Source organism: Streptomyces atratus, assembly GCF_014648655.1.
Classification (GTDB): Bacteria; Actinomycetota; Actinomycetes; order Streptomycetales; family Streptomycetaceae; genus Streptomyces; species Streptomyces atratus.
Genome location: NZ_BMRN01000112.1, coordinates 1 through 6,860 on the forward strand (window position 1 = coordinate 1; position 6,860 = coordinate 6,860).

General features: G+C 70.6%; 6 protein-coding genes and 1 pseudogene. 1 reads left to right on the top strand and 6 read right to left on the bottom strand.

The window, feature by feature from the left end; genetic code table 11:
- Window positions 1–259 precede the first annotated feature (259 nt).
- The 4 genes from IEZ15_RS42980 to IEZ15_RS42995 are packed head-to-tail and all read right to left on the bottom strand — an operon-like array spanning window position 260 to window position 4,741.
- Window positions 260–1,744 (bottom strand): AMP-binding protein, encoded by a 1,485-nt coding sequence (locus IEZ15_RS42980; protein WP_189282371.1) that lies wholly within the window; start codon window positions 1,742–1,744, stop codon window positions 260–262.
- Window positions 1,741–2,967 carry a thiolase family protein gene (locus IEZ15_RS42985; protein ID WP_189282372.1) on the bottom strand — a complete coding sequence of 409 codons (1,227 nt, stop codon included), beginning with the start codon at window positions 2,965–2,967 and terminating at the stop codon, window positions 1,741–1,743. The genes IEZ15_RS42980 and IEZ15_RS42985 overlap by 4 nt, the downstream gene beginning before the upstream one ends.
- Complete coding sequence (locus tag IEZ15_RS42990) at window positions 2,964–3,896, bottom strand: fumarylacetoacetate hydrolase family protein (RefSeq protein WP_189282373.1); 933 nt, start codon at window positions 3,894–3,896, stop codon at window positions 2,964–2,966. The genes IEZ15_RS42985 and IEZ15_RS42990 overlap by 4 nt, the downstream gene beginning before the upstream one ends.
- A gap of 53 nt (window positions 3,897–3,949) precedes the next feature.
- Window positions 3,950–4,741: a cyclase family protein gene (locus IEZ15_RS42995; RefSeq protein WP_189282374.1), complete on the bottom strand. Its 792-nt coding sequence runs from the start codon at window positions 4,739–4,741 to the stop codon at window positions 3,950–3,952.
- A gap of 141 nt (window positions 4,742–4,882) precedes the next feature.
- Between IEZ15_RS42995 and IEZ15_RS43000 the strand changes: the two genes are divergently transcribed.
- A complete protein-coding gene (locus tag IEZ15_RS43000) occupies window positions 4,883–5,491 on the top strand; it encodes a TetR/AcrR family transcriptional regulator (RefSeq protein WP_189282375.1) in 609 nt (202 codons plus the stop codon).
- Between the two features lie 179 nt (window positions 5,492–5,670).
- On the opposite strand, the pseudogene IEZ15_RS43005 reads toward IEZ15_RS43000, so the two are convergent.
- Together IEZ15_RS43005 and IEZ15_RS43010 are read right to left on the bottom strand one after the other, a co-directional pair.
- Window positions 5,671–6,039 (bottom strand): annotated as a pseudogene (locus IEZ15_RS43005) (integrase core domain-containing protein); the annotation flags it as partial.
- Window positions 6,040–6,129: 90 nt separating this feature from the next.
- The coding region (locus IEZ15_RS43010) for a transposase (protein ID WP_189282376.1) at window positions 6,130–6,860 on the bottom strand (731 nt) is incomplete at its 5' end.

Here is a 6,860-nt window from a genome sequence, read left to right on the forward strand (position 1 = left end):
ACAGACACCAAATCCGACAACCGGACATCAGAAGACGGCTTCACCCAACCAGAACGCGGCATCCCCCCAAGATACCCCAGAAGCACTTAACTGAACGGTATTGGGCTTAGCAGGTGCGGGACTTGAGTAATTTCGAGGCGTGGCACGTGCAGCCGGGTCAGTGCCCGTGAGGCCGGCGCGGGAGCACGCGCCAGGGTGCGCTCGGCGCCGGCCGTGTGTCATCTGAGGAGGTGGGGCGGTTTGCGCGCCCGAGCCCCGTTCAGGGCTGGTTGCGGAGTTTCTTCTTGTCGATCTTGCCAAGGGCGGTGAGGGGCAGCGAATCGGCGAGATGGAGCATTTTCGGGGCCCAGAGTGCGCCCTTGCGGGCGCGGACGTGGTCCATCAGATCGGCTGGAGTGGCCTGCCGTCCGGGGCGCAGGACCACGGTGGCGGTGACGGCTTCGCCCCAGTGTGAGTCGGGGGTGCCGTAGACGGCGCTGGCGGCGACGGCCGGGTGTGTGGCGAGGGCGTCCTCGACCTCGCGCGGGTAGACGTTGAACCCGCCGGTGATGATGGTGTCCTTGATCCGGTCGATGATCGTGATCAGGCCGGTGTCGTCCTGGCGGGCGACATCGCCGGTGTGCAGCCAGCCTCCATCGAGCGCCGTTGCGGTCTGCTCGGGCTTGTTCCAATAGCCGTCCATCACGAGCGGTCCTCGGACGCACAGCTCGCCGGGCTCGCCTGCCGGTACGTGCCGGCCGTGCGGGTCGAGCAGGGCGATCTCCACGCCGGGCATGGGCCGACCGCAGCTGCCCAGGACATGCGGGTCGTCGCGGTGCTGGGCCGGGTCCAGGACGGTTAGGGCATTGGGGGCCTCGGCCTGGCCGTAGTGCTGGCTGAGCACGGGGCCGAGGAGCCGGTGCGCCTGGGCGAGCCGGGCGGGTGCGGCGGGTGCGGCGCCGTAGAGGACCCAGTTCAGCCCCGACAGGTCGGCTGCGGGGAGCCGAGGGTGGTCGAGCAGGGCGTACAGCATCGTGGGGACGACGAACGTGGCGCTCACGCCGTCGCGTTCGATCGCGTCGATGACGTGGTCCGGGTCGAAGGAGGGGTGGAGTTCGAAGCCGGCGCCGTGGAGCAGGCCGGGGGCGACCAGGAGCCCGGCGGCGTGCGACATGGGGGTGGTGATCAGGAAGTGGGTGTCCGGCGGCCAGGCCCAGGTGGAGCAGGCCCAGGCGTTGGCGAGCAGTGAGCGGTCGCGCAGCATCACGCCCTTGGGTTCGCCGGTCGTGCCGCCGGTGTAGAAGAGGTAGAGCGCGGGGCCGCGCGGGTCGTTCGGACCGGGGGGTGTGTCGGCGGCGAGGCGGTCGAGTTCGGCGAGGGTGATCGCCTTGGTGCCGTCGGGGCGGGCGCGGGCGGCGAAGCGTGTGTCGTCCACGACCAGGTAGTCGGACGCGCTGTCGCGCAGGACGGTCCGGTCGGTGTCCGCGGTGGCCAGCGGGTGCAGGGCGGTGTAGCGCAGTCCGGCCAGGCAGGCGGCGGCCATGACGGTGAACGCCTGCGGGTTCGGGCCGCACAGCAGGGCGAGCCCGTTGCCGGGCATGAGGCCCAGTTGTCCGAACGCGGCCGCGGTGCGTTCGATCCGTTCCGCGGTCTCACCGTAGGTCCAGGTGTGTTTTGTCCCGTCGTCGCCGGTGAAGCGGAAGGCGGTGCACTCGGGCCGCCTGCGCAGCGCCGACAGGATCAGGTCCGCGTAGCCGGGTCTCATCGGGTCCTCCCCAGGATGGTCACGGCGGCCACCGCCTCCTCGATTCCGTAGAGGCCGCCGCCGTTCTCGGCGATGGCGATGCGCGCGTCGGGGACCTGGCGCTCGCCCGCCCGGCCGCGCAGCTGCGTGACCAGTTCGAAGACCTGCGCCAGTCCAGTGGCGGAAACCGGGTGGCCGCGCGATTCGAGTCCTCCGGACGGGTTCACCGGAACGGTGCCACCGAGCGCGCCGGCGCCCGAGGCCGACCACGGGCCGCCGTCGCCGATCGGGCAGAAGCCCAGGTTCTCCACCTGCTGGATCTCGCCGAAGGCGGTGGCGTCGTGGACCTCCGCCACGTCGACGTCCTGCGGACCGATGCCGGCCTTCTCGTAGGCGGCGAGCGCGGCCCGGCGTCCGATGTGCCGTGCGGCGTCGTTCGTCGCCCGGTCGGTGCCCGACAACAGGACACTGCTCAGTACCGTCACGGCCGACTCGTCACGGGTGGAGTCGGCTCGCGTCACGACGGCGGCGGCGGCCCCGTCGCTGACTGGTGAGCACATCGGCACCGTCAGCGGCCACGCCACCCGCCGCGCCGCCAGGATCTCCTCCGCGGTGAACGCTCGGCGGAAGTGGGCCCGGGGGTTGTGGACGGAGTGGGCGTGGTTCTTCGCCGAGACCGCGGCCAGGTGGGCTTCGGTGGTGCCGAAGCGCTGCATGTGGGCGCGGGCCAGGGAGGCGTAAATCTCCATGAACACCGACCGGTCGCCGTCCACGGACAATTCGGGCGGCAGGGGGTCGGTCAGGGCGGCGAGCGCGGCCAGAGTCTCCTCGCGGTGGGCGACGTCCATGGCCCCGTCGAACACCGCCAGCCCCTGGGCGGGATCGGCGCAGACGAGCTTGTCCACGCCGACGGCCAGGGCGACATCCGACAGGCCCGCCCGCACGTGGGCGATCGCCAGCCACAGGGCTGTGGCGCCGCCCGCGCAGGCGTTCTCCACATTCACCACGGGTACCCCGGCGAACCCGTGCGGGCGCAGGGCGACCTGGCCGGGGATCATGTGCTGGCCGTCGATCGCCTTCTGGCTGACCGTGGCGTGGAAAACGGCGCCGACGTCGGCCGGGGCGAGCCCGGCGTCGCGCAGCGCCTCGTGCGCGGCCTGGCCGGCGAGGTCGCCGGCACCGCGGTCGAGGTGGCGGCCGAAGGGGGTGGCTCCGACGCCGAGGATGAGTGCTTCGCGGTTCATGACACGACCCGGTTGCGCAGCACGCCCAGGCCGGAGACTTCGAGTTCCACGGTGTCGCCGGGTTCCAGGAAGCGGCCATGCTCCAGTCCGCAGCCGGTGGGCACGGTGCCCGAGCACAGGACCTCTCCGGCGTGCAGCCGGGTCGACTGGGAGGCGAAGGCGATCATGTCGGCGAAGGTGTGGTGCATGTCGGCGGACGTGCCCCGGCTGGCCTCCTCACCGTTGATGCGGGCGGTCATCGTGAGCCGGTACGGGTCGCCGAGCTCGTCGGCGGTGACGATCCACGGGCCCAGGACGTTCGAGTCGGTGAAGTCCTTGCTCTTGCTCAGGCCCAGCCCGGTGGCGATCTCCTCCAGCTGGGTGTCGCGGGCGCTGAAGTCGTTGAAGATCGTGTAGCCGAAGATGTACGACGGAGCGTCCGCCGCGGGGATGTCCGTGCCGCCGCGGCCCAGCACGCAGGCGAATTCCAGCTCGTAGTCCCGCACCGAGGAGTACGCGGGCCAGTGGATGTCGCTGTCGTGGCCGGTCACGGAGAGCCGGTTGGTCACGTAGTACAGCGGGCGTTCGAGCATGATGGCGGGTAGTTCGACCTGGTCGGCCGGGATGCCCTGGATCCGGGAGCGGGCATTGCGGAAGTGATCCATGAAACTGCCGAAGTCCCGGATCTGCACGGGCCTGGGCAGCGGGGACAGCCAGCGCACCTCGGACGCGGCGACGACCGCTTCGGACGGGGCCTGTTCGGCGAGCCGCTGCAGGGTCTGCCGCACGGGTTCGCCGCCGTCGATGATTGTCTGCATGGTGGTCAGCGCGGGGGCGTGCTCGCCGGACACCAGGCGGTGGGCGCGGTCGAGCAGCAACAGGCGCTCGCCCTGATCGAGTACGAGCGCGGTCCGCTCGACGCGGTCGTGCTCCACGGTTGCGAGTTTCACGGTCGGTTCCTCTCCTCAACAGGGTGTAGGGGTCGGTCTGCGGGGATCGGGTGTCAGACGAAGGCCACGACGCGGGCCGGGGCGGCGCTCGCGCGGGCGATCTTGATCGGGAAGAACGCCACCCGGAACCCCGACGGGGGCAGCGCGGCAAGGTTCGTCAGCTGCTGGACGATGAAGACCTCCCGCTCGCGGCCGGCCCGGTGGCCGTCCCACAGCACGGAGTTGTCGCCGCTGTCGCTGAACTTGCCCGCCATCACGGAGAAGCTCAGGTCCCAGCCCGCGGCGTCGGTGCCCAGGACCTTGGCCCCGAGGTCGGCCAGGAACAACGTCGACTCGCGGCTCATGCCCGGGTAGCGGAAGAACTCGGGGTCGGACAGCCCGTACCGCTCCTGGCCGGTGCGCAGCAGGACCGCTCCGCCGGCCGGGACCGGGGCGCCGTTGTCGGCGAGGGCGGACTCCAGCGCCTCGACTGTGATCGGGGCGTCCGGTTCGCATCGGTCGCGCAGGTCCAGCACGAGTGCCTCGCACCACAGCTCGTCCAGGGCGATGTCGGTGATGGTGCGGGCGGGTCTGCCCTCACAGGTCGAGCCGTAGTGCAGCGGGGCGTCGACGTGGGTGCCGAGGTGGGAGTTGAAGTCGGTGAGCAGTTCCGCGCCCCAGCCCTCGCCGTCGGGCAGGTCCTCGACGCTGCAGTGCATGGCGGCGGCGAACTGCTCTCGGCCCTCGCCCGTCGGGTGCGCGTAGGCCACGGCGGGCGCGATCACCGGGGCGAGCGGGCGCAGCTGCTCGGGGAGCCGCTCGCGGTCGGCGGGGTCCAGCGTCCTGGTGAGGTCGATCAGTTCCATGACGAACCCTTCTTAGTTATTGGACGCTCAGCATAGAACTGGACCTATAGCATAGGCAAGAGTTCGCTGGCCCCGGCGCCGCCCGGCCGGCGTGACAGAATCGGCCGTGTCAGGCCGCCGCAACGTTGGGAAGGACACCGCGTGGGTGCGACCCGCAAGCAGGAGATCTCCGCCGAGACCCAGCGCCGGCTGGTGGCCGCCGCGTGGGAACTCGCCGCCGAGGGCGGGTCCGCCGCGGCGTCCGTCCAGGCCGTGGCGGAGCGCTCCGGCATCAGCCGGGGCTCCGTGGCCTGGCACTTCGGCTCGAAGGACGGGCTACTGAAGGCGGTGATCGAGGAAGCGTTCCGATGGGGCACGGACTTCATGCGCGAACGCCTGGCCGCCGCCGGGCCGGACGCCGGAATCGAGGCGCTGATCGAGGCGAACTTCGCCCTGATGTCCCGGCCCGAGGCGCACATCTTCTCGACGCTCCTGATCGAGGCGGTGAGCCGCGAGTCGGCCCTGCGCACGACGTACGCCGAGGAGTACGCCAAGATCCGCGGCCTGTACGCCGACCACCTGCGCGCGACCGGTGCGCACGTCACCGACCCGGAGGCCGTCGCGGCGGCACTGCTCGGCGGCACCCTGGGAATCAACATCCAGCACCGCCTGGACCCGGCCCTGAACCGCCGACGGGCTGTGACCGCGATGACGAGCATCTACACGGACGCGCTATCCGGAACCAGACCTGACACCCCGTCCGGCACCTGACCCACACCCGCCTCCGGGCCGCGCCGGACGAGGCCGGTCACCAGCGCGCCGCCCAGGGCCAGGGTCATCACGATGCCCCGGGCCTCGATGTCCTCATGCTCCGCGCCCAGGCGCAGATAAAGGGCTGAAGGAGAGCAAGCCGAAACACCCTGTGGGGCTCGAAAAGTCGTCGTTGCAGGTCACGCAGCGTATCGATACTCGTTGATGAGGCCGCCGAGGACCCTGGTGCGGAGCAGGCTTCGGTCGTCGAGATCGTGCACGAATGCGGGCTGCTCGGTCGCGCTGGGCGGTAGCTGCTGCCGGGATCGGTGCGGCCGGTGTCCGTTGTAGTGGTCCTGGTAGTCAGTCAGGACCTTCCTCGCGTGGCTCTCGCTCAGGATCAGGACGTGGTCGAGGGCCTCGCGGCGGATGGTGCCGATCACACGTTCGCAATGCGCGTTCATGCGCGGTGCCCGGGGCGCGCTGAGCAGCACCTGAGTGTCCTCGGCGGTGAAGACGGCATCGAAAGCGTCGGTGTACTTGCTGTCGCGGTCGCGTAGCAGGAACCGGGGCCCGGCGCCCCACTGCGTCTTCCGGGGGGGGTGCCTCTATGTCCTTCGTCAAGTTCGTGCTGCCGGTTTTGAGGGTTTTCATCCTGGTCATGCGGCGAGGGTGACGGTGGGGGTTCGGGACTCGTAGAAGGTGCCGTCTCGGAGCATGGCGAACAGGACGCTGGTGCGTTGGCGGGCGAGGCGGAGGAGGGCCTGGGTGTGGGTTTTGCCGCGGGCGCGTTGCTTGTCGTAGTAGGTGCGGGAGGCGGGATCGGCGTTCATGCAGGCGAAGGCGGAGAGGAACATGGCGCGTTTGAGTTGCCGGTTGCCGCCTCGGGGTGCGTGCTCGCCGTGGATCGATGTGCCGGACGATTTCGTGGTGGGGGCGAGGCCGGCGTAGGAGGCGAGGTGGGCGGCGGTGGGGAAGTTGGTGCCGTCTCCGACGGTGACCAGCAGGACTGCGGCGGTCCTGACTCCGACGCCGGGCATCGACGTCAGGACCGGGGAAAGAGGGTGAGCCTCCAGCAGGGTGTTGATCTGGGCTTCCAGGGCCCGGCGCTGTTCCTGGACGGCCGCGAGCGAGCGGGCCAGGGAGGGAACGACGATGTCGAGGGTGCCGGTCCCTGGCACGACGACGGTCTGCTCGTCGAGCGCGTCGAAGACGTCGTCGATCAGCCGGGTGGCCATGCGCGGGGCCTTGGGCCGGACGAGTTCGACGAGGCGGCGGCGTCCGGCCTTTCGCAGTGCGGCCGGGGATCCGTGGCGTTCAAGGAGCCAGGTGACGGCCTGGTGGTCGAGACGGGGGCCCAGGACACGCTCCAGGCTTGGGTGGAACTGGG